This window comes from Streptomyces sp. NPDC088354, from assembly GCF_044753585.1.
Lineage (GTDB): Bacteria > Actinomycetota > Actinomycetes > Streptomycetales > Streptomycetaceae > Actinacidiphila.
In genome coordinates this window covers 112,488-131,863 of record NZ_JBIVNJ010000002.1, presented here as the reverse complement: position 1 = coordinate 131,863, position 19,376 = coordinate 112,488, and the positions used below count along the sequence as shown (strand labels likewise).

Below are 19,376 nucleotides of genomic sequence, written 5' to 3'. Positions count from 1 at the left end.
AGTCCTCGTCAGTGGCAGGGGAAGCCGAGCAGGTGACGGGCGTCGTGCACCCACTCGTGGACGTCCGCGCCGTTGACCACGGAGGTGGCGCCCTGCTCGGCGCCGACGAAGTACAGGAGGATCAGCATGAGGACGCCGATGAAGACCGCCCAGGGGGCTATGTCCTTCAGCGGCAGCTTGACCGGGATGACGGGGGTGGTGACTGGCGGCTGGGCGACAGGCTGCGCCATGGCAGGTCCTCCTCGGGAGTTCGCGTCCCATCTCGGTGGTGCACAGGACGGCGGCTGCGGGTCTGACTCACCGGGCGTCCCGCATCTGGGGGCTGCCTGGTTCACAGTGGCGCGACCGTGCCGGGTTCTCACCGGCTTCCGCCATGCCGTCGTCGTATCCGCCAAACCGTATCGCGCCGCGCGTCCGCGGCCAAGACCGCACCGTCTGCGGGGAGTCGCCGTCAGCGCGCCGGGCCCGATGTGCACGTCACCGCGGGACCGCGGTCACTTGCCCCGGCGGATCCGGGCGGCCTCGCGCGCCGCGGCCATCTGGCGGGCCTCGGCCGCCTTGCGCGACTCCCGCCCGGGCCGCGAGCCCAGGCCGCGGAACGGGGCACCGCCACGCGCCGGAGCGCTCACGGGCGCGGCGCCGGCGACGGGGACCCCGGACGGGGCCTGAGCCCCGGTGATCCGGCTCAGCGCCGCCTCACCGGAGCGCACCTGGGTGATCGTGGGGCGGATGCCCGCGTCGGACATGAGCCGCGTCACGGCCCCGCGCTGGTGGGAGGTGACCAGGGTCACCACCGTGCCGGACCGGCCGGCCCGCGCGGTCCGCCCGCCGCGGTGCAGGTAGTCCTTGGCGTCGGCGGGGGGATCGACGTTCACCACGAGGTCCAGGTCGTCGATGTGGATGCCGCGGGCGGCGACGTCGGTCGCCACCAGGGTCGTCACCTCGCCGGCCTTGAACCGGGCGAGGGTCCGGGTGCGCTGCGGCTGGGACTTTCCGCTGTGCAGCCCCGCCGCCGGCACCCCGGACCCCTCCAGGTGCCGGGTGAACTGGTCGACCGCGTGCTTGGTGTCCAGGAACATGATCACTCGGCCGTCCCGGGCGGCGATCTCCGTGGCGGCGGCGAACTTGTCGGCGGCGTGGACGTACAGCACGTGGTGTTCCATGGCCACGACGGCCGCGGCCGCGGGGTCGACGGAGTGGACCACCGGATCGGTCAGGTAGCGGTCGACCAGGGCATCGATGTTCCGGTCCAGGGTCGCGGAGAACAGCATCCGCTGGCCACCGGGGCGCACCTGGTCCAGGAGCTCGGTCACCTGCGGCATGAAGCCCAGGTCGGCCATCTGGTCGGCCTCGTCGAGCACCGTGATCCGCACGTGGTCCAGATGGCAGTCACGGCGCGCGACGAGGTCGCTCAGCCGCCCGGGCGTGGCGACCACGACCTCCGCCCCGGCCCGGATCGCCCCGACCTGCCGGCCGATCGACAGCCCGCCGACCACGGTCGCGAGCCTGAGGTCCAGCGACCGGGCGTACGGGGTGAGGGCCTCCGTGACCTGCTGGGCCAGCTCCCGCGTGGGCACCAGGACCAGGGCCCTGGGCCGCTTGGGCTCGGCCCGTTGCCCGGCGGTACGGGCCAGCAGCGCCAGGCCGAAGGCCAGGGTCTTGCCGGAGCCGGTGCGCCCCCGGCCCAGGACGTCCCGGCCGGCCAGCGCGTTCGGCAGCGTGGCCGCCTGGATGGGGAACGGCTCGTCCACTCCGAGCTCGGTCAGGGTCCTCAACAGGGGCGACGGCAGCTCCAGCTCCGCGAACGCCGCGACCGGCGGGAGGCCGGGGGTGACCGTCCGGGGTGCCGCGAATTCGCCCTGTGGTGCCGTGGGGCGGCCCCTGCCGCCCGAGCGGTGGTCGTTACGGGGCGAACGGTTCATGCGGAACCTTCCTCGACGGGGCTTCGCATCGAGGGATTCCCGGTGGAGCGGTGCGGCCGGAAAGTCGCCAGAACGAGCCGAAGACTGGACAGTGATCAGCAGCGGGCGGTCCCGCACCTTCGGCGCGGGTCCCAGGTGCGTCGTGCGTGCCGGCGCCGGGCGCCGACGCCCGGGCGACGGCGCTGCTCCCCGCGAGTTTACCCGCTGGGTCCGATTCGCCGGGCGGGCCGGCGTGAGCCGTGTGACGTGGGCCGCCGCGCCCGCTCCCGCCGCCGCGGGCGGGCGGCCGCCCGCGCAGGCAGGGCCTCCCGGGTGCTCGATGGTCCCCGACGACCCCGAGCTGCACGAGAGGCCCTGCTGTCACGCGTGTCCGACGGAAACTGCCTTTACGTCAGGAGGGCAGCGTCCACTGCTGGTTGGTGGAGCCGGCACAGGTCCAGATCTGCAGCCGGGTGCCGTTGGCCGAGCTCGGCCCGGTGGCGTCGAGGCACTTGCCGGACTGCGGGTTGACCAGCGTGCTGCCGGACTTCTGCCAGACCTGTGAGCCGGTTCCGTTGCAGTCGTACAGGTCCACCTTGGTGCCGTTGGCGGTGCCGGCGGCGACGACGTCCATGCACTTGCCGAGCGCCCGCAGGGTGCCGTCGCTGCCGACGGTCCACTTCTGGGCGTCGGTGCCGTTGCAGTCGTAGAGCTGGACCGCGGTGCCGTTGGTGCTGGCCGCGCCGGCGATGTCCACGCACTTGCCCGAGTACCCGGAGCGGATCGGCCCCGTGCCGCCCGGGGGCGTGGTGGTGCCGCCGACCCAGGTGGTGGCCGCGGACGCCCCGACGTTGTCGATGGCGGTGTTGCTCTCGATCGGGCTGGCCACCTTGCCCGGGAAGACGATGAACGTGACCGGGCCCTCGGTGCCGCCGGTGGCGGGGTTGGGGTCGATGCCGAGCGCGGTGGCCAGCGCGTAAGAGCCTTCGCCGATGATGTTGTCCGGGCCCTCGTCGGCGAAGGTGGCGTACACCACGTTGCCGTTGTAGACCACGGCCGCCACGCTGCCCGGGGAGATGCCTGCGGACTGGTAGTTGAAGCGGCTGCTCGGCAGCGGGATGACGTAGTAGTGCGTCGTCTCGGAGGTGAAGGGCTGTCCGGTGGAGGTCTCGAAGGACGTCTGCGGCTGGTACCAGGGGTCGGTGGCGGCATTGCAGTGCGTCGTACCCACGCCGTCGCAGTCGATGTCCATGTCCGACGTCCAGGTGTACGCGGAACCGTTCTTGCAGATCTGCACGGTCGCCGCTTCGCCGTCGTCGGTCGCGTATTTGCCGTTCGAGGCCGGTGTACAGCTCTGCGCCTTGGCCAGCAGCTGAGCCGCGGTCGGCCCCGCGGCCGCCGCGGCCTGCGTGGCTCCGGCGGCATTCGATGTGGTCGCGCCGATGCCGACCGTCGCGGTCAGCGTGGCGGCGGCGACGCCGAGGGCAGCGAGGCCCAGGCGAAAGCGAGTACGCGTCATGGGTCACCTCTTCCGATCGTTGGAGAACGTCCGAACGTGTGGGACAGGGGTGGCCACCGGATTGAAAGGAAACCTTACTGACGCATACCTGTCAATGCCTGGAACCTGTGCGTCCGCGGCATGGGGATCCGTGCCACTGAGACGTGTCAACGGGGCGGGGGGCCTGGGCGATTGCCCTTCGGTAGCCTCACTAGATGAACCTATTCTTACGGATAAATGAATGATTGCCGTACGAGGATGGAACGGGGGCGTCGTAGTGGGGGCGCGAGGGGGCCGGGCCGCGTGGTGCGGTCAGGGGCGGTGGCGCGGGGGTGCCGATGGGGCCGGCAGAGCAAGCGCGCGGGGCGGCGAGGTGGGTCACGGCGCGCGTCGCGCCGACGGTGCGAGGGCGGCAGGAAGGGTGCTTCCCGTCCGGGGCGGTTCCGGTGAGTGGCGCCGCTGCCGGGCGGTCGAGCGTGTCACAGGTCGCCGGGGCGTCAGGGGCAGGGTGGTGGACGACGCGCCGGCGCGGGCGTGGCGGCGTTCCGCTTCCGGCGCACACGGCGACCTGCGCCGGTTCCGGAGGTCCCCGTGACCAGGATTCTCGTCGTCGAGGACGATCGGGCGATCAGCCAAGCCCTGTGCCTCGTGCTGCGCGCGGAGGGATACGAAGTCGCCGTCGCGGACACCGGCCCCGACGCGCTGAGTCAGTTCGGCAGCGACGGCGCCGATATGGTCCTGCTGGACTGGATTCTCCCGGAATTGCCGGGACTCGAGGTCTGCCGCAGACTCCGTCAGACGTCGAATGTGCCAGTGATCATGGTCACCGCCAAGGACAGTGAGATCGACAAGGTGGTGGCACTGGAAATGGGCGCGGACGACTACGTGACCAAGCCGTTCTCCAGCCGGGAACTCATCGCCCGCATCCGTGCGGTGCTGCGCGGCCGAGGCAGTCTGGAGCAGGTCCCCTTGAACATACTCGAGGCGGGGCCCGTCCGGATGGACGTCGAAGAGCACCTCACCCTGGTCAACGGAAAGGAGGTCTACTTTCCGTTGAAGGAGTTCGAGCTGCTGCGTTTTCTGTTGCAGAACGTCGGTCGGGTTCTCACCAAGCAGCAGATCCTGGACCAGGTGTGGGGTGCGGACCATTTCGGCGACGGCAAGACCGTCGACGTGCACATGCGGCGCCTGCGCATCAAGATCGAGTCGGACCCGGGAAGGCCGCGTCATCTCCTCACCGTGCGAGGAGTCGGCTACAAGTTCCAGAGATGAACTCCCTCTCGTGCGAGGTGTCGTGCCGTGTGACGCCTCACACGATGCGGTAGCCGACGCCGGGGATGGTGGCCACCGGCCGCCCGCAGAGCGTGCGGCGCGGCCGTCCGACGGTCACCGTCACCGTGTCGGTGACGGGATCGGCGTTCTCGTCCCGGACGAGCAGCGCCTCGGCGCTCTCCGGGCCGCCCGGCCCCCAAGGACCGGCTCCGGCAGCGGCGTGGTCACCCGCGACGACGTCCTCCAGGCCGACGTCGACCTGACCGGCGTCCGGGTGCTCGACCTCGTGGTCGGCGACGGCGGCTACAACGACCGCGCCGACTGGGCCGGCCTGAACGCCACCTGCTGAACCGCCTCGGCCGCGCCCGGGCGACACCTCACCCGGGTGCGCCCGCCGGGCTGCGCAGTCCGCGGGACACCGTGGCGCGGCTGCTGCGGCTGTCACAGTGTCATGGCAGGGTGGGGGCATGTGCGGCCGCTACGTCTCGACTCGACGTCCCGAAGACCTGGTCCAGCAGTTCCGGGTCACCGAGTGGAACCCCGAAGCCCTGGTGGCGCCGAGCTGGAACGTCGCGCCGACCGATGACGTGTGGGCCGTCCTGGAAGGCGTCGACCGGGCGACCGGCGCGCTGGAGCGGCAGTTGCGGCCGCTGCGGTGGGGGCTGGTGCCGTCGTGGGCGAAGAGCCTGAGCGTGGGCTCAAAGATGATCAACGCCCGGGTGGAGACGGTGCACGAGAAGCCCGCCTACCGCCGGGCCTTCGCCAAGCGCCGCTGCCTGCTGCCCGCCGACGGCTTCTACGAGTGGCAGGCCGTCGCGGCGACCGAGGAGAGCAAGGCCCACAAGCAGCCGTACTTCATCAGCCCCGAAGGCGGGCACGGGCAGGGCATGGCCTTCGCCGGGCTGTACGAGTTCTGGCGCGACCGCGAGGTCGTCGGCGATGACGAGCCGGGCGCGTGGTGGACGACGTGCACGATCATCACCACGGAGGCCACCGACGCCGCCGGCCGCGTCCACCCGCGGATGCCGCTGACCATCGGCGCCGCCGACTACGACGCCTGGCTCGACCCCGAGCACCAGGACCTCGACGAACTCCGCGCCCTCCTCACCGCCCCCGCCGAAGGCCACCTGGTCACCCGCCCTGTGTCCACCGCCGTCAACAGTGTCCGCAACAACGGCCCCCACCTGCTGGACCCCGCTTCGTCATAGCTGGACGGGCAGGTGGCGGGGCCCGCGGAGCATGGCGTTCTGCCGGTAGGGGGGCGGGTCCTCGACCAGGTGGGCGGAGCCCAGGTGGGGGAGCAGAGCGGCCAGCGCGGCCTCGGCCTCGATACGCGCCAGGGGTGCGCCGTAGCACAGGTGGATGCCGCTGCCGAAGCCGAAGTGCTCGTTGTCCGGGCGCGTCGGGTCGAACCGGTCGGGCTCGTGGAACCGCTTGGGGTCCCGGCTGCCCGAAGCCAGCGCCAGGATGACGGACGTGCCGCGGGGGATCGTCGTGCCGGCGACGTCGAGATCGGCGAGCGGGATCCGCTCGCGCATGTGGACCGGTGGCTCGTAGCGCAACAGCTCCTCCACCGCCCGCGGCAGCAGCCCGGGTTCGCGGCGCAGGAGGTCCAGCTGGTCGGGCCGGCGCAGCAGGGTGAGGACGCCGTTGGTGATCAGGTTCACCGTGGTCTCGTGTCCGGCGATGAACAACAGCACGGTGGTCTCCGCCAGTTCCTCGGTGGTGAGCCGCAGTGCGGGGTCGGGTTCGCTCACGAAGCCGGAGAGCATGTCCCCGGTGGGGTTGTCGCGGCGCTGCTCGGCGAGGCCGATCAGATACGCGCCCATCTCCTGCCGGGCCCGGCGTCCCGTCCGGTCCCGCTCGGCGGTGTCACCCCCGGGACCGATGTCGGCGGACGCGACGATCGCGTCGGTCCAGGTCTGGAGCAGCGGCTCGTCCTCGTGCGGAACGCCGAGCAGACGGCAGATCACCGTGACGGGCAGCGGGTAGGCGAAGTCGTCGACGAGATCGATCCGCCGGCCCGGCCGGAAGGCCTCCGCCAGCTCCTCGGTGAGCCGGGCGATGTCGCCGCGCAGGGCGTCGATCCGGTCCGGGCTGTGCGGCGGGCCGAACGGCCGCATGGCCGAGTCGCGCAGCCTCTGGTGTTCGGGGTCGTCGAGCCGCAGGAACGGCGGTTTCCGTGTCTCCTCGGGCGCGGACGGGGTGAGGCGTGAGCGCGGATCGGCGCTCATCCGGGGGTCGTGGAGCAGAGCGGCGATCTCGTGGTAGCCGCCGACGAGGTAACTGCCGTCCGCCTGCCGCACCACAGGGCCGGCCTCGCGCAGTTCCGCGTACAGCGGGAAGGGGTCGGGGCGGTTCGCGTAGTCGGTGATCCGTGCCAGCAGTGTGGCGGAGTCCATGATGGCCCCTCGTGGTCGGACGGGACGTGGGTCAGCCGGTGGGTGACACCACTGTCAGCCGGCGATCGGGCAGATGACCGGTGAGCGTGACCGTGGGGCCGTGGGACAGCCCCTTCGGGTCCGGTACGTCGGACGGGATCGGGACGTCGGCGGCGAGCGCGCGGTCCGCGGCGCCGGGCGGGGGCGGGAACGCGGCGGCCGTCTCGATCAGGTGCCGGTAGTAGTCGAGCGACTTGGCCATGTCGACCGTGACCGCGGCGGTGACCCGCCCCCGGTAGCCGTAGACCACCGCCAGACGGCGCGCCTCCAAGGACCCCTGGGCGATGACGATGTGGTCGGAGTACATCGGCACGCCCACCGACTTGATGTTGAGCCCGAACTGGGTCGACCAGAACGTCGGGACGGCGAGGTGCGGGCGCCGCAGCGGGCCCGGGCAGACCATGTTGTGGGCGGCGATCCCGGCCTGCTCGACCGCGTTGCCCCAGTGCTCCAAGGAGAGCATCTGGTACCCGAACAGCGGGTGGGGGAAGCGGGAGACGTCTCCCGCCACGAAGACGTCGTCGGTGACGATGCCGTACCTGGTGAAGGCCCGGCACCCGGCGTCGCAGGCGATGCCGCGCGGGCCGGCCGCCAGCCCCGACTCCGCCAGCCATTCGACGTTGCGGACGGCCCCCAGCGCCACGACGCACACGTCCGCGTCGACACGGCTGCCGTCGGACAGGTCCGCACCGGTGAACCGGCCGTCTCCGTCCCCGTGCAGGGCGGTGACCGTCACTCCGCAGCGCAGGTCCACACCGTGGTTGCGGTGCATGACGGCCGCGAGCTTCGCCAGCGTCCCGCCGAGCGCGCCCACCAGGGGCGCGACGCCGCGTTCGGCGACCGTCACGTCCAGTCCGCGTTCCCGGCAGGCCGAGGCGATCTCCGAACCGGTGAAGCCGCCGCCGATCACCAGCACCCGTTCCGGTCCGGCGGCCAGCCGCTCGGCCAGCGCCCCCGCGTCCTCGCGGGTACGCAGGGTGCACACCCCGTCCAGGGACGCCTCCTCGGGGTTCGGCCAGGGCCGGGCCCGGGTCCCGGTGGCGATCAGCAGCCGGTCGTACGGCAGGGAGTCGCCGTCGGCCAGCAGCACCCGTTTCCCGAGGGGGTCCAGGCCGGTGGCGCGCACGCCCAGCCGCCAGTCGGCGTCCGGGTCCCGGCGCATCGGCAGCCCGGTACTGTCCGCCGCTGCTCTCCCCAGCAGCACCTGCTTGGACAGCGGCGGCCGGTCGTAGGGCGGACACGGTTCGTCCCCCACCACGGTCAGTGAGCCGGTGAAGCCCTCCTCGCGCAGCGCCTCCGCGGCCCTCAGCCCGGCGAGCGACGCGCCGACGACGACGATCCGGCCGTCCTCCTGTGGCTCACCGGGCACCGGCGCCCACCCCCTCGCCCGTGAGGATGGCCTGGACCGGGCACGCGGCCGCGGCCTGGCGCACGCGTTCGGCCTGGTCGTCCGGGACGGCCGGGGAGTACAGCAAGCCCTCTTCCCCGTGCAGCTCGAACACCTTCGGCGCGAGGAACACGCACTGCGCGTAGCCCTGGCAGCGCGTGAGGTCCACCACCATCTGCATGGCCCGTCACTCCCTGAGTCGTACCGGGCCCCCCTTCTTTTCTACGCCCGTGCCGGATCCGGCGCGCGCCGCACGCCTGTGGCGACAGGTGATCGAGCGGGCACCCTTCGTGTTCCCCGGCATTCGTCGGCGGCTACGCGGGGATCGCGCTCGGGGCCGGGCTCACGCAGTCGCCGGAAGAACGTCCGGATCTCGCCCACCAGCAGTGGCCACCGCGGTCGAAGCTCGTCCACCGCACGGTGGTGTTCGTCCGCTCCGCGATGTGCGCAGAGGGACGAAGGTGTGGCGCGGGAAGTCGGCCTGGGCGGTCGGCGCCGTGGACGGTTCGGGCGGCGTGCCGTGCCGGTCAGCCAGGACAGCATCAGGTCGCGGTCGACGGCGTCCTCCGGACGGTCCCGCGAGTCGGTCCACTCCTCGAACCTCTCCGCGATCCAGGCCAATTGGCCGACCGGCGCCTCGGTGAGGGCGTACGGCGCCGGCCTCTGCGGCCGGGTCGACTGGATGTCCGCGGACCCCTGACGTTCCGGCTCCACGCCCGGAGCCCTTCGTCGGAGGCTGCCGTGCGCTCGCGCTCCCGCGGGCTCAGCCGCTGTCGGCAACCGCGTTTGCGGCCTGCGGCACCGTACCTGCACATCACCTTCCGCCCGGGCGGCCGTTCCCGCCGGGGCCTTCGTCGCCGGCGGCCGCTGCACCGGGTCGTGCCACAGGGCACCGGGCGTGATGGCTCGTTCGCACCGTGGGAGTCGGCCCGGCGTGTCCGGGCCCGCCCTGGCGGCGGCGGGCCCGGACGGTCGACCGGGCTACGGCAGGTCGATGCCGGTCACCAGGCCGTTCTGGTTGCCGACGACCAGGACGTCGCCCACGATCGCCGGAGTGCTGAAGCAGTACACCAGGCTGTGCTGCAGCCGGCCCTGCCGGGAGCCGTCGGCCAGGTTCACTCCGAGCAGCTTGCCGTCCGCCGACTGGGCCCAGGCCACGCCGTCGGCGATGACCACACCGGCGTTGAAGACGCGGACCGCCAGGTCGGTCTTCCAGCGCACCGTGCCGGTTGCCAGCTCGACCCGCGACATGACGCCGACCTCCGTCGTGAACAGCGCGGTGCCGTCGCCGAGGACGAGGGTCGGCGCGTACATGGCGCTGCCCGCCAGTTTCCAGCGCAGCGCGCCGGTGGCCGCGTCCAGGCCCCAGGAACTGGAGACCGAGCCGACGACCACGACGCCGTCGCCGACGGCGACAACGTTGTCCCAACCGCTGTACAGGGCGATGTGGTTCTCGGTGCCGGTGGCCATGGAGAACGACCACAGCGGGGCACCGGTCACCGCGTCGTGGGCGCGGGCCCAGCCGTCGTCCGCCGCGGTGTAGACGCGGAGGCCGTCGCTCGCGGCCCGGCCGGAGGAGAAACCGCGGCCGGGCACCGACCAGAGGGCGTTCCCGTTCGCGGCGTCCAGCGCGAACAGCGTGCGGCCGGCCGAGACGAACAGCCGCTCCTGGCCGGCGACCTCGGTCACCAGCGGAGCGCTCAGCACCGGCGCCCCGGCGTCGAAGGCCCACTTCTGGCGGCCGTCGGCGGCGTCGAGGGCGTAGAGCCGGTGGTCCGCGGACGGGACGAAGACCGTACGGGAGCCGGCGTCGACCGCGGGCAGGCGGTAGACCGGTCCGATCCGCGTGTGCCACACGCGGTCCGCGGAGGAGCGGTGGCGGGGACGCAGGGCGACCACGTCGCCGCTGCTGGACGCGATGACGGCGGTCTGCCCGTCGCCCGAGCCGACCGTGGCGATGCCGCCCTGGACCGAACCGGGCAGCTGGTACTCCCAGCGGGGCTTCGGGTCGGCGGCGCCGCGCGCCACCTCGAACAGGGCGGTGTCCTCCCACCAGGTGCCGTCGGCCGCGGTGACCTGCAGGCGAAGGCGCTGCGTTCCGGGGACCACGGAGGAGACGTCGACGCCGCCCTCCCATCGCCGGTCCGAACCCGCCTCGGGGGCAAGGGGCTTCCAGACCGGGGTGGCGGCACCGCCGAAGACCGACTGCGGGTAGAGGTCCACGGCGACCTGGACCGGGGCGGCGTTGCCGTCCAGCCGGACGGAGACCGGCAGCACACCGTCGGCGACCGTGCCGAGGCGGACGCCGCGCGGGCGCTGCGGGCGGCCGAGGCCGTCGCCGGCCAGCGGCATGTCCGCGACCGGCACCTCGGTCTCGGTCCCGTCGGCGGCCACGTTGACCCGGCTGACCCGCAGCACGGGCGTGCCGTCGGAGGCGACGGTGCGCTCCACCCAGTAGTAGAGGGCGCCGTTGCGGACCGCGTTGAGACCGATCTGGGTGAGGCCGTTGAACCGGCTCACGACCTCCTTGTGGATGTGGCCGGCGAAGATGCCGCGGACGTCGTAGTCGGCCAGGAGGTCCAGGACGGCCGGCTGGTCGTCGACGTAGTAGAAGGTGTTGCCCATCGGGAAGTGCTGGAAGAGCACCGCGGGCGTTCCCGGGCGCAGGCCCTCGAGGTCGGCCTCCAGCCACTCCAGGCCGCCGGGGCCGAAGTGCCCGGGCTCCTGGAGCACCTGGGTGGGGTCGAAGCCGATGAAGTGCACGCCACCGGCGTCGAACGAGTAGGGCCCCGGGCCGAAGTGGGAGTGGTACTGCTCCTTGGCGGACGGGTCCCACCGCACGTCGTGGTTGCCGGGCGAGTAGTGCATCCGGCCGTGGAGGGCGGCGGGCAGTACCTCGGCGTACCGGTCGAACTCGTCGGGACGGCCGGTGTCGGTGATGTCGCCGCAGTGCAGCACGAGGTCCGGGGTGCGGGCGGCTATCGAGGCCCACACCTGGGTCAGGTACACGGTCGACTGCGGTGTGTCGACGTTCACGTGTGTGTCCGTCACCAGCGCGAAGCGCAGGGGCGCGTCCGGCTGGACGGCCGGTGCGGCGTTCGCCGGGGCGGCGCCCAGCAGGGAGGCGAGTCCGGCCGAGGCGAGCGTGCCCCCGGCGAGACCGAGGAACCCGCGGCGGCCGACGCCGGCGTGGTGGCAGGCGTCGTGCGTGGAGCCGGACGACTCAGGCAGATCAGACATGTAAGTCCCGAGGGTGCGAGGCGTCTACGCGCCAAGGTGCAAGATCGGAGACACGCTGGTCCGTCCTGGCAACACCGCACTTGATGTAAATGGTCCTTACAAGGAACATCGGATGTCCTGACGTCCGCACCGGTCCGGCCGATTGCCGCGACGGGGCGGGTATCAGGGGGCGACGAAGCCGCCGCCCCCGGTGCTCCCGGACCCCGCCCGGACCGCCGCGGACGTCAGGACAGGCAGCCCACGTGCGCGAGCGCCTGCTTGAGCAGGACGCCCTGGCCGCCCGGCATCTCCTGCTGCAGGTGGGGCGACGACGCCTCCTGGGGAGTGAACCAGACCAGGTCGAGAGCGTCCTGCCGCGGGTGGCAGTCGCCCACCACCGGGACCACGTAGGCCAGCGAGACCGCGTGCTGCCGGGGGTCGTGAAAGTGGGTCACCCCGTGCGTCGGGAAGTACTCGGCGATGGTGAAAGGCTGCGGGGAGGCCGGGATGCGGGGCAGCGCCATCGGCCCGAGGTCCTTCTCCAGATGGCGGATGAGCGCCTCACGGACGCGCTCGTGGTGGAGCACCCGGCCGGAGACGAGGGCGCGGCTGACGGTCCCGTCCGGTCCGATGCGCAGCAGGAGACCGACGTGCGTGACTTCTCCGCTGTCGTCGACCCGGACGGGCACGGCGTCGACGTACAGGATCGGCATACGTGCGCGGGTCAGCTCCAGATCCTCGGGAGACAACCAGCCGGGCGTGGTTTCGGTCTTGTCGGCCATCGGGTGATCGTACGTGGAGAACCGGCCGATCGGGGAGACCGTCGGCGTGCCGCGGTGCCCCGTGTACTGGCTGCTCGCGTCAGGTGCGTCCCCACGCCGGACGGGCGGTTCCCCGGGCCTGTCCCCGGTCGCCGCTCACCGGGGAGGGGCGAACGGATCCCCACTGGGCGACGGCGGGCCGCTCCGCCACACCGGCGGGGGCGGGGCGGGAGCCCAGTGCGGCCCTCTGTGGTCCAGCCACCATCTGCCGATGGTGGCGAGCTTCTCGTCGAAGGCACGGTCCCAGCTGAGGAATCCGGTGAGCGGTGCCCGCAGGCGCGTATGCCGGCCGCCCGCCTCCTGGATGACGACGAACCGGGCGCCGAGGACCGACTCGGTCCCGATCGCCTGCACGTCGGCCCAGGCGATGGTCCGGCGGGTCAGGTTGTGCACAACGGCCCCGGACGGGGTGAGGGTGACGCCGAACGGGTGCGAGGCGATCAGCACGACCAACGGCAGCACGACCGCGCCCGATGCCGCACCTGCCGGCCCCCCGTTCCACCAGAACCAGAGGTGCGACAGTGCGTCGACCAGGGCCACGGGCAGGACCGGCAGGACGCGCTGGAGCGCCGTCGACCGGTAGCGGATGCGCTCCGCAGGCACCGCCTCTTCCCGCAAGCGTCCCATCGGCACAACCCCCGCCTGCTCGCTGCGCGGCCGCGACCGCGCATGATCGTCCCGGTAGTGTGACGAGCCCCTCCCCGCGGTGTCCATGCCCGCGGGCCGCCGATCACGACAGCTGTGACACCCCGGGTACCGCTCCGCGGAGCGGTACCCGGGGTGTGTGCCGCCGCCGAGTCGGGCTCCGGCGGCGGTCACTGGCGTGCCGTCAGTGGTACTGCCCGACCTGGTAGTCGCCCGCGGGCTGCTGGGTGATGACGTTGCCGCGGTTGAAGGCGTTGATGACGGCGATCTGGGTGACCAAGGCGGCGAGTTCGTCCTCGTCGTAGTGCTTGGCGGCGTTGGCCCACACCTCGTCCGGGACGCCGCCGGCCGCGTCGGCGATGCGGGTGCCCTGCTCGGTGAGCTCCAGCGCGGCGCGCTCGGCGTCGGTGAAGACCGTGGCCTCGCGCCAGACCGCGACCAGGTTGAGGCGTACGGCGCTCTCGCCCGCCGCCGCCGCGTCCTTGGTGTGCATGTCGATGCATCCGGCGCAGCCGTTGATCTGGCTGGCGCGGATGTTCACCAGTTCGCGCGTCGCGGCGGGCAGGGTCGACTCGGCGAGCGCCTGGCCCGCGGCGATGAGGTGCTTGATGGCCTTGGCCGCGACCGGGCTGGCCATGACGTTCAACCGTGCTTCCATGGTGCACTCCTGTGTCGTTGCTGGCGGTTACGTCTCTTGGACGGACCGGCCCGGCACGTTGTGACACGGACGCGTGTGATGCGCGTCTCAGCACGAGGCGGCGGCCGGCGGCGGGTCAGGGCAGGAAGTCGGCGAGAAGTCGGGCGAACTCCTCCTCGGTGAGCACCTTGACGTCCAGTTCCCTGGCCTTGGCGAGCTTCGAGCCGGCCTTCTCCCCGGCGACGAGCAGCGTGGTCTTCCGGGAGACGGTGCCCGACGCCGTACCGCCGGCCGCGATGATCACCTCGCTCACCTCGGTCCGGTTCTTTCCGGCGAGTGCCCCCGTCATCCCCCCGGTGACCACCACGGTCTCACCCGTCAGGGGGCCTCCCGCCACGACCGGGGCGGGCGGCTCGGTCATGGTGACACCGGCGGCGACGAGCTTGTCGACGACCGGACCGAGTGCGGCGATGTGCGCGGCGATCTTCGGCGCGTTGGCGGCCGGAAGCTTCGGCACCCTGGCCAGCGTGTCGGCGTCCGCGGCGCGTATCGCCTCCATCGTGCCGAAGTACCGAGCGATCTCACGGGAGAGCGTGCGGCCGGTGCGGACCACGCCGAGCGCGCAGAAGACGCGGCTGAGGGGCTTGGCCTTGGCCGCCTCGATCTGGGCCAGCACGGTGTCGGCACGCTTCTCGCTCCTGGTCGCCTCGACCAGTTGCCCGCGGCTGAGGGTGAACAGGTCGCCGACGTCGGCGACGGCGCCGCTGTCGGCCAGGGCCTCGATGAAGGTGGTGCCGAGACCGTCGATGTCGAGCTGGTCGCGGCCCACGGCGTACCGCAGAGCGGCGAGCAGCCCGCAGCCCCCGCCCGTGCCGCCGGCGCATTCCCAGCGCTCGCCGGAGGCGTCGATGTCGCCGCCGCACTTCGGGCACGCCTCGGGCAGCTCGATCGGCGTCTCCGCGCCCGTGCGGAGGTCCACCACCGGGGCCTCGACGCGCGGGATGATGTCTCCCGCCTTGAAGACGCTGACGGTGTCGCCGATCATCAGCCCGCTGTCGCGGATGAACCGGGGATTGTGCAGCGTGGCGTAGCGGACGACGCTGCCGTCCACCTCCACGGGTTCGAGCTCGGCACGCGGCGCGATGATGCCGGTGCGGCCGACGTTCCACTCGACGGCCAGCAGCTTCGTCCGGCGCTCCATGGCCGGGAGCTTGTACGCCGTGGCCCAGTGGGGGTGGCGCGTGGCGAGACCGGCCTTGTCCTGCTCGGCGACGGCGTTGGCCTTGACGACGACGCCGTCGATACCGAACGGCAGCTCGGCACGCAGGGCGGCGATCTGCTCGACGCGGCGCCGCACCTCTTCCAGCGTCCCGCACACCTGGAGCCCCACCGGCGTCGCGGACGTGGTCTGCACCCCCGCCGCCTCCACCGCGGCCATCATCGCCTCGTGCGTGTCACCTGCCAGGCCGACCACACCGTAGGCGTAGAAGGTCGTCTCGATCACATACGGACGGTCCTTCGCGCGAAGTGTCCCGGCGGTGCCGTTGCGCGGGTTGGAGAAGACCTTCGCGCCGTGCGCCTGGCGGAGGGCATTGGCCCTGTCGAACTGCGCCCGTGTGAGCAGGACTTCGCCGCGCACTTCGATCGACAGCGGCGAGGTGAGCCGTGCGGGCAGACCCACGACGGAGCCGATCGCATGGGAGATGTCCTCGCCGTGCGTTCCGTCGCCACGGGTGACCAGCCGCGTCAGCCGCCCGTCCACGTAGCGCGCGGCGATGGCCGCCCCGTCGAGCTTGGGTTCGGTGACGTAGCCGCCCTGCACCGGGCCGCCGAGCCGGCGTTCCACGGAGGCGCCCCACTTGACGAGGTCCTCGGCGCTGAAGACGTTGTCCAGGGAGAGCATGGGCACCACATGTGCGACATCGCCGGTGGGGGCCGCCCCGCCGCCCACCTTGCCCGTGGGGGAGTCCGCCCGCAGATGGTCCGGGTGCTCCAGCTCGTAGGCGCGGATCCCGGCCGCCAGCAGGTCGTAGGCCGCGTCGTCGAGAGGGCTGGTCCCGTCACGGTAGTAGGCGGCGCACGCCCCCAGGGCGGTGTCCACGGCGGAGTCGTAGTCGTCGCGGGAGGCCGGCGGTGCGGCGATCACTGTCGTCATGCGCCGCATCATGTCGCGGGGGTCTGACACTCGGTCCGTGTGCGGGAGGTTAGCGGCGGCGCGGGTGGGCGGGGTGAGACGGACGGAGTGCCGTGAGGCGTGTCAAGCGCATACAGGTACCGCGCCGTTCACACCCTGGACATCGGCGACGACCTGCGCCGATGCCGTCCGGTGCGATCCTGCGCCGTGGGCGGGCACGTGCGTTTCAACGCGCGCACAGGTGCGCATGATCCCGGTCGGTCCGGCACCACCTCCGTGATGGCTCGAGCAACGGCGAGGAACCCATGAACCCGAGCGACGCTGACCGTGCCGAACAGGTCGTCGCCGAGCGCGACGCCGAAACCGCGGCCGAGGCCAGACCGCTGCTCGACGCCCCGCAGACAGCCGCTGCGGGAGTGGCGATGTGGATCTTCGTTGTCGGCCCGCCGCTCGCCCTGCTCGCCGCGGTGCCGTTCGTGTGGGGATGGGGCCTGTCCACGCTGGACCTCGGCATGGCGGTGGTCGCCTACCTGGTGTCCGGCTTCGGCCTCACGGTCGGCTACCACCGTCTCTTCACGCACCGCTCGTTCAAGGCGCGGCGCGGCCTGCGGATCGCCCTGGCCGTCGCGGGGTCGCTGGGGGTCGAGGGCTCGCCGGTCCAGTGGGTGGCGAACCACCGCCGCCACCACGCCTTCGCCGACCGCGAGGGCGACCCGCACTCGCCCTGGCGCTACGGCTCCGACACCCGCGCTCTCCTCAAGGGGCTTCTGCACGCCCACATCGGCTGGATGCTGAAGCGTGAGCTGAGCAACCGCGCGAGGTTCGCGCCCGACATCGCCGCCGATCCCGACCTGCGGGTCGTCGGCCGGCTCTTCGGGCTGCTGACCGCCGTCTCGCTCCTGGTCCCGGCACTCGTCGGCGGGCTCGTCACCGGCACCTGGACCGGTGCGCTGACCGGGTTCTTCTGGGCCGGTGTGATCCGGATGGCGCTGCTGCACCACGTCACATGGTCGGTGAACTCGGTCTGCCACGTCGCGGGCAACCGCCCCTTCATCAGCCGGGACAAGGCCACCAACTTCTGGCCGCTCGCCCTGCTGTCCTTCGGTGAGAGCTGGCACAACTCGCACCACGCCGATCCCACGGGCGCCCGCCACGGCGTTCTGCCGGGCCAGATCGACCCGTCGGCACGCCTCATCCGGATGTTCGAGAAGCTGGGCTGGGTGCACGACGTGCGCTGGCCGAGGCCGGACCGGGTGAACGCCCGGTTGCTGTCCGGACCGGCCGGCTCGCACGAGCCCGCGGCCTGACGCGATCACTCATCGCGTGCCCCCGGCAGCCGGATTCCGGGCCACCGGGTGGCATTGACGTTCCATCAGAGGAACGCGCGTTTGACGACGCTCGGGCGCTGCGGGTGTGCCGTACTCGTTGCCGCCGCCCCGGGGCAACCCAGCGTGCGTGGCCTAGGCGGCCGGAATCCGGCCGCAGAGCCAGTTGCCGGGCTCCACCGGGTCGTCGCTGATCCAGTACTGACGCCAGAGCAGCGCGAACTCCTCGCGGCTGAGGTGGCCGTCGCCGTTCAGGTCGAGCAGTTCGAAGATGCCCGTCATCTCCACGGGCCGCCCGCTCCAGGTCTCGACGAGCCTGCGGTGTTCCTCCGGGGAGATGCGGCCGTCGCCATTGGCGTCCACGGCGTCGAAGACGGTGTCCGCGGTGGCGGTGACGTCCGCGATCATCGCGGGCAACCTCTCGACGAGCGACAGCAGTTCCCCCATGTCGACGGCGCCGTCGCCGCCCGCGTCCCCGACTTCCAGGAGCGCTGCCCACCACCCCATCAGAAGCGTCTCCACCCGCTCCCGCAGCTCCGTGCCGGGGCCCACTCGCGGCAGCCGGCTCCAGCGGGCGACCAGCGCCCTGAAGTCCTCCTCGCGCAGATAGCCGTCGCTGTCCGCGTCGAACGCGTCGAACATCCCCTTGAGCTTGCGCTCCTGAAACGCACTGGCCACGAGCGGCCCCCTTCGACGCCGAACCGAACCATGCCCCGCCGGCGACCGCCCTCCGAAAGGGCGGCCACGACAAAACTCTAGGTCGCGGTGCGCCCCGGCCTCCACGAGCACATGTGCGCGAGGGATCACCCGCGGGCGGCCCGCTGCGCTCGCGGGCCGCTGAGCCGCTGAGCCGCGACGCCCCTGCGCGGGACCGGCCCGCCGGCCGTCACAGCGGCATCGAGAAGCGCCGGCACACGTGGACCCGGGTGAAGTCGTCGCGCATGTCCACGGCGTCGGCGAGTCGCGCGTGCGAGAAGGAGGCCATCGGGAGCAGGCCGGGGCGGCGTCCGCCGATGGCGCGGTCAGGCTCCCCGGTGTCGGCGGAGTGGCTGGCGTAGACGTGCAGGTAGTGGTCGCTCTCGGCGAAACCCATCGCCCGGTACCAGCGCAGGGTGTCCTCGTCATCCCGGGTCCATGCGTCCAGGGTCGAGGCACCGGCCCGGCGGGCCCGGTCGCGAGTCGGTTCGAGCAGCCTCCCCGCGAGCCCCCGGCGCCGGTGGTCGGGGTGGATGGCCACGGTGTTGATGGTCGCCGACTCGCCTTCGACGGTGGTGTCCATGATCCCCACGACGGAGCCGTCACCGTCCACCACGATCAGGTCGAGCCCGGGCACCGGGGACGGGGACTTCGAGGGCTGGACGTTGTCGAAGTAGGCCGTCCCCAGGAAGGACACGACCCGGCAGCGCAGCCAGGACGTCTCGTCGGCGGGGGTGTACTCGCGGACGGTGTAGGGCAAGCGTGTTCCTCACTCGCGGGATCGGCGAAGCACCGTGGACGCCCACGTCCTTCGCGCGGGCTGATCACCCGTGCCCCACATGCTGAACCACGGCGGCGCGAGTCCGCCACCGGATTTGAACGCTTTCGCCGGTCCGGTCAGGAGCGTCGCGTGCCAGTCGGCGGTGGCGGCGTCGTGCGCTGCGGGCGCGCAGGCCAGCAGCCGCCACGAGGCAGGCGACCAGGCGAAGACGGCGTCCTGACCGAAGCGCCGGCCCAGGGCGCGGGCCCGGGCGTCGGTCAGTCCGGTGACGGCCGCGCTGATCTCGCCGTGCGTGCCGGCCCGGTCACCGCCCACGGCGGGCCACCACGGCAGGCCGGCGGCGTGCAGAAGCGCCAAGAGGTCGTGCTGCGCCCGGAGGCCGGCCCGCGCCGGCGTCGCCCTGCCGGCGGGGTTGCAGGCGGTGATGATGTGGATCGTCCGTGCGCCGGGGAGCGGGTGGGGCAGACCCGTCAGGCCGTGCGGGACGGGGCCCGGCGCGACGCGGACGGTGTGGGTGGGAAAGGCGATGTCCACGACCGCGCGCAGGTAGAGCGGCCACCGCGCGGGCTGGTCGGCATGACGGACGGCAGACACAGGGGTCTCCTTCGAGAGGGAAGAC

General features: G+C 72.4%; 18 protein-coding genes, 2 pseudogenes and 1 riboswitch. Of the genes and pseudogenes, 4 read left to right on the top strand and 16 right to left on the bottom strand.

What is annotated here, in order from left to right:
• Positions 1-8 precede the first annotated feature (8 nt).
• From ACIP98_RS03935 to ACIP98_RS03925, 3 genes are all read right to left on the bottom strand, one after another.
• Positions 9-230, bottom strand: a complete 222-nt coding sequence (locus ACIP98_RS03935) for a CbtB domain-containing protein (protein ID WP_319657433.1) — start codon at positions 228-230, stop codon at positions 9-11.
• A 60-nt stretch (positions 231-290) separates the two neighbouring features.
• Positions 291-370, bottom strand: a riboswitch (cobalamin riboswitch).
• Between the two features lie 124 nt (positions 371-494).
• Positions 495-1,922 carry a DEAD/DEAH box helicase gene (locus tag ACIP98_RS03930; RefSeq protein ID WP_319657432.1) on the bottom strand — a complete coding sequence of 476 codons (1,428 nt, stop codon included), beginning with the start codon at positions 1,920-1,922 and terminating at the stop codon, positions 495-497.
• A gap of 391 nt (positions 1,923-2,313) precedes the next feature.
• Positions 2,314-3,420 carry a ricin-type beta-trefoil lectin domain protein gene (locus tag ACIP98_RS03925; RefSeq protein ID WP_319657431.1) on the bottom strand — a complete coding sequence of 369 codons (1,107 nt, stop codon included), beginning with the start codon at positions 3,418-3,420 and terminating at the stop codon, positions 2,314-2,316.
• Positions 3,421-3,990: 570 nt separating this feature from the next.
• On the opposite strand from ACIP98_RS03925, the gene ACIP98_RS03920 reads away from it, so the two are divergent.
• Positions 3,991-4,671: a response regulator gene (locus ACIP98_RS03920; RefSeq protein ID WP_401973577.1), complete on the top strand. Its 681-nt coding sequence runs from the start codon at positions 3,991-3,993 to the stop codon at positions 4,669-4,671.
• 37 nt (positions 4,672-4,708) lie between these two features.
• On the opposite strand, the pseudogene ACIP98_RS03915 reads toward ACIP98_RS03920, so the two are convergent.
• Positions 4,709-4,861 (bottom strand): annotated as a pseudogene (locus ACIP98_RS03915) (response regulator transcription factor); the annotation flags it as partial.
• 30 nt (positions 4,862-4,891) lie between these two features.
• On the opposite strand from ACIP98_RS03915, the gene ACIP98_RS03910 reads away from it, so the two are divergent.
• On the top strand, positions 4,892-5,020 hold the full coding sequence (locus ACIP98_RS03910; protein ID WP_319657856.1) for an NPCBM/NEW2 domain-containing protein: 129 nt from the start codon (positions 4,892-4,894) through the stop codon (positions 5,018-5,020).
• A gap of 118 nt (positions 5,021-5,138) precedes the next feature.
• Positions 5,139-5,879, top strand: a complete 741-nt coding sequence (locus tag ACIP98_RS03905) for an SOS response-associated peptidase (protein WP_319657429.1) — start codon at positions 5,139-5,141, stop codon at positions 5,877-5,879.
• On the opposite strand, the gene ACIP98_RS03900 is transcribed toward ACIP98_RS03905, so the two are convergent.
• The 9 genes and pseudogenes from ACIP98_RS03900 to ligA form a co-directional block, all read right to left on the bottom strand.
• Positions 5,874-7,073: a cytochrome P450 gene (locus ACIP98_RS03900; RefSeq protein WP_401973575.1), complete on the bottom strand. Its 1,200-nt coding sequence runs from the start codon at positions 7,071-7,073 to the stop codon at positions 5,874-5,876. The two genes, ACIP98_RS03905 and ACIP98_RS03900, sit on opposite strands and share 6 nt — an antisense overlap.
• 31 nt (positions 7,074-7,104) lie before the next feature.
• Positions 7,105-8,481 (bottom strand): NAD(P)/FAD-dependent oxidoreductase, encoded by a 1,377-nt coding sequence (locus ACIP98_RS03895; protein WP_401973574.1) that lies wholly within the window; start codon positions 8,479-8,481, stop codon positions 7,105-7,107.
• On the bottom strand, positions 8,471-8,680 hold the full coding sequence (locus tag ACIP98_RS03890; RefSeq protein ID WP_319657426.1) for a ferredoxin: 210 nt from the start codon (positions 8,678-8,680) through the stop codon (positions 8,471-8,473). The genes ACIP98_RS03895 and ACIP98_RS03890 overlap by 11 nt, the downstream gene beginning before the upstream one ends.
• 41 nt (positions 8,681-8,721) lie before the next feature.
• Positions 8,722-9,266: pseudogene (locus tag ACIP98_RS03885) on the bottom strand (hypothetical protein); the annotation flags it as partial.
• Positions 9,267-9,480: 214 nt separating this feature from the next.
• The gene (locus ACIP98_RS03880; protein ID WP_401973572.1) at positions 9,481-11,739 is read right to left on the bottom strand and encodes a PQQ-binding-like beta-propeller repeat protein; all 2,259 of its coding nucleotides are present in this window, start codon (positions 11,737-11,739) and stop codon (positions 9,481-9,483) included.
• 224 nt (positions 11,740-11,963) lie between these two features.
• Entirely contained in the window at positions 11,964-12,500 is a 537-nt protein-coding gene (locus ACIP98_RS03875) for an NUDIX hydrolase family protein (RefSeq protein ID WP_319657424.1), read from the bottom strand.
• Positions 12,501-12,635: 135 nt separating this feature from the next.
• Positions 12,636-13,142 (bottom strand): hypothetical protein, encoded by a 507-nt coding sequence (locus tag ACIP98_RS03870; RefSeq protein ID WP_401973570.1) that lies wholly within the window; start codon positions 13,140-13,142, stop codon positions 12,636-12,638.
• Positions 13,143-13,368: 226 nt separating this feature from the next.
• Positions 13,369-13,842 (bottom strand): carboxymuconolactone decarboxylase family protein, encoded by a 474-nt coding sequence (locus ACIP98_RS03865; protein ID WP_319657422.1) that lies wholly within the window; start codon positions 13,840-13,842, stop codon positions 13,369-13,371.
• A gap of 115 nt (positions 13,843-13,957) precedes the next feature.
• Positions 13,958-15,976 carry an NAD-dependent DNA ligase LigA gene (gene ligA, locus ACIP98_RS03860; protein ID WP_319657421.1) on the bottom strand — a complete coding sequence of 673 codons (2,019 nt, stop codon included), beginning with the start codon at positions 15,974-15,976 and terminating at the stop codon, positions 13,958-13,960.
• 284 nt (positions 15,977-16,260) lie between these two features.
• Here ligA and ACIP98_RS03855 point away from each other — a divergent pair, with 284 nt between their 5' ends.
• The gene (locus ACIP98_RS03855; RefSeq protein WP_319657420.1) at positions 16,261-17,262 is read left to right on the top strand and encodes a fatty acid desaturase; all 1,002 of its coding nucleotides are present in this window, start codon (positions 16,261-16,263) and stop codon (positions 17,260-17,262) included.
• A gap of 153 nt (positions 17,263-17,415) precedes the next feature.
• Here ACIP98_RS03855 and ACIP98_RS03850 read toward each other — a convergent pair whose 3' ends face one another.
• The 3 genes from ACIP98_RS03850 to ACIP98_RS03840 all read right to left on the bottom strand — a co-directional run bounded on the left by ACIP98_RS03850 (position 17,416) and on the right by ACIP98_RS03840 (position 19,351).
• A complete protein-coding gene (locus tag ACIP98_RS03850) occupies positions 17,416-17,958 on the bottom strand; it encodes an EF-hand domain-containing protein (RefSeq protein ID WP_319662479.1) in 543 nt (180 codons plus the stop codon).
• Between the two features lie 208 nt (positions 17,959-18,166).
• The gene (locus ACIP98_RS03845) at positions 18,167-18,736 is read right to left on the bottom strand and encodes a GNAT family N-acetyltransferase (protein ID WP_319662477.1); all 570 of its coding nucleotides are present in this window, start codon (positions 18,734-18,736) and stop codon (positions 18,167-18,169) included.
• Between the two features lie 9 nt (positions 18,737-18,745).
• Positions 18,746-19,351 carry a DUF3293 domain-containing protein gene (locus tag ACIP98_RS03840; RefSeq protein WP_401973568.1) on the bottom strand — a complete coding sequence of 202 codons (606 nt, stop codon included), beginning with the start codon at positions 19,349-19,351 and terminating at the stop codon, positions 18,746-18,748.
• Between the last annotated feature and the right edge of the window lie 25 nt (positions 19,352-19,376).

Bases quoted from the DNA above. Each gene is read 5' to 3' on its own strand.
- ACIP98_RS03900 (WP_401973575.1), bottom strand. From the start codon at position 7,073: ATGGACTCCGCCACACTGCTGGCACGGATCACCGACTACGCGAACCGC.
- ACIP98_RS03935 (WP_319657433.1), bottom strand. From the start codon at position 230: ATGGCGCAGCCTGTCGCCCAGCCGCCAGTCACCACCCCCGTCATCCCG.
- ACIP98_RS03930 (WP_319657432.1), bottom strand. From the start codon at position 1,922: ATGAACCGTTCGCCCCGTAACGACCACCGCTCGGGCGGCAGGGGCCGC.
- ACIP98_RS03880 (WP_401973572.1), bottom strand. From the start codon at position 11,739: ATGTCTGATCTGCCTGAGTCGTCCGGCTCCACGCACGACGCCTGCCAC.
- ligA (WP_319657421.1), bottom strand. From the start codon at position 15,976: ATGACGACAGTGATCGCCGCACCGCCGGCCTCCCGCGACGACTACGAC.
- ACIP98_RS03890 (WP_319657426.1), bottom strand. From the start codon at position 8,680: ATGCAGATGGTGGTGGACCTCACGCGCTGCCAGGGCTACGCGCAGTGC.
- ACIP98_RS03905 (WP_319657429.1), top strand. From the start codon at position 5,139: ATGTGCGGCCGCTACGTCTCGACTCGACGTCCCGAAGACCTGGTCCAG.
- ACIP98_RS03855 (WP_319657420.1), top strand. From the start codon at position 16,261: ATGAACCCGAGCGACGCTGACCGTGCCGAACAGGTCGTCGCCGAGCGC.
- ACIP98_RS03875 (WP_319657424.1), bottom strand. From the start codon at position 12,500: ATGGCCGACAAGACCGAAACCACGCCCGGCTGGTTGTCTCCCGAGGAT.
- ACIP98_RS03925 (WP_319657431.1), bottom strand. From the start codon at position 3,420: ATGACGCGTACTCGCTTTCGCCTGGGCCTCGCTGCCCTCGGCGTCGCC.
- ACIP98_RS03865 (WP_319657422.1), bottom strand. From the start codon at position 13,842: ATGGAAGCACGGTTGAACGTCATGGCCAGCCCGGTCGCGGCCAAGGCC.